Origin of the sequence: Methanoregula sp. (assembly GCF_002835825.1) — an archaeon.
In the GTDB taxonomy this organism is placed as follows: Archaea; Halobacteriota; Methanomicrobia; order Methanomicrobiales; family Methanospirillaceae; genus Methanoregula.
On record NZ_PIZH01000583.1, the window covers coordinates 1 to 1,307 of the forward strand.

Here is a 1,307-nt window from a genome sequence, read left to right on the forward strand (position 1 = left end):
GTATAATAACCTCCTCAGGGGAAATTATGTAGAGAATGTGCAGCGCAGCCTTGCCCTGTGCCGGGATGCGCACGCAGCCGGGCACCTGGCGGAATTTGAGGTTGTCATCACCCTCTTCCGGGGATATGACGACGAAGTCGCCATCATTGCGCAGGAAGCCGGCGCTGTCGACATCGTCCTCCAGCAGGGTGTGACCGGCCAGGTCCGTGTGCTCTCGGAGGACGAGATGAAGAAGATCGCCGACACCCTCCCACGGGGTGTGCGGATACGCACAAGAGAAGGAGGTGAGATCCAGTATGAAGGTGATCGGAGTCGTCGGAATGCCCGCAAGCGGCAAAGGTGAGTTCTCGAAGATCGCATCTGATATGGGCATCCCGGTTATCGTCATGGGCGATATGATCCGCAGGGCCGTTGAGGAAGCCGGCCTTGAGCCGAATGACACCAACTTCGGTGCAACCGCAAACCGGCTCCGGGCCGAACGGGGAATGGACGCAATAGCAATGCTCTGCATTCCCGAGATCCGGAAGCAGCCGGCCCCCCTCGTGCTCGTTGATGGCATCCGGGGCGATACCGAGATCGCCCTCTTCCGGAAAACCTTTTCCGGTTTTACCGTCATCAGCATCGACTCATCGTTTGAAAAACGGCTGGAACGGATCGCAGCCCGGGCCCGTTCCGATGACTTCACCACTGCCGAGGCCCTGACAAACCGTGACACGCGGGAGCTCGGGTGGGGCCTTGGTAATGCCCTGAAGATGGCAGACCTGCACCTGAAAAACGAAGGCACCCTCGAAGACTTCACCCGCGATGTCCAGGATCTCCTCAAACGACTGGGGCAGGCTGCATGACCATCACCCCCTATTTCTCGTCGTCTTCACGTGTCTGGGACGACATCTCGTGGGTCTTTGGTATCGCCGATGCCGGTTATACCGGCTGGGAGCTGATGAGCGACGGGAACTACCGGCTCGACAATCCCGCCTGCTTCTCCCGCATTGAAGAGGTTCTTGCATCAACGAATCTCAGGGTGACCGTCCATGCCCCGTTCGGGGACCTGAACCTTGCAACACTCAACGATCCGATTTACCGGGAATCGATCCGGCAGGTCTGCTCCTGCATCGAACACGCAGCAAACCTCACGGATATCGTGACCATCCATCCCGGCTATCTCTCACCAATCGGGAAACTGATGCCGCAGAAAGCATGGAACCCCCAGAAAGACGCCCCCCGCGAGATCGGGAAATGAGCTGACGACCCCAAAACAACGACATTCCTCGAGAACATGATAGCAACAAAGAAAATTTACTGCTCTT

At 57.8% G+C, this 1,307-nt stretch carries 2 protein-coding genes and 1 pseudogene; all 3 read left to right on the forward strand.

Annotated features, from left to right (window positions below; translation table 11 throughout):
* Positions 1-343 (forward strand): annotated as a pseudogene (locus CW742_RS13510) (ribonucleoside-triphosphate reductase activating protein); the annotation flags it as partial.
* A complete protein-coding gene (locus tag CW742_RS13515; RefSeq protein WP_292421256.1) occupies positions 297-845 on the forward strand; it encodes a dephospho-CoA kinase in 549 nt (182 codons plus the stop codon). The pseudogene CW742_RS13510 and the gene CW742_RS13515, both read left to right, overlap by 47 nt.
* Positions 842-1,240, forward strand: coding sequence for a TIM barrel protein (locus CW742_RS13520; RefSeq protein WP_292421259.1), 399 nt, complete (start codon positions 842-844; stop codon positions 1,238-1,240). Before CW742_RS13515 ends, CW742_RS13520 begins: the two co-directional genes overlap by 4 nt.
* Positions 1,241-1,307: the final 67 nt, after the last annotated feature.

What these genes read in the sequence shown, in the direction of transcription:
- CW742_RS13515 (WP_292421256.1), top strand. Translation starts at nt 297, where the DNA reads ATGAAGGTGATCGGAGTCGTCGGAATGCCCGCAAGCGGCAAAGGTGAG.
- CW742_RS13520 (WP_292421259.1), top strand. Translation starts at nt 842, where the DNA reads ATGACCATCACCCCCTATTTCTCGTCGTCTTCACGTGTCTGGGACGAC.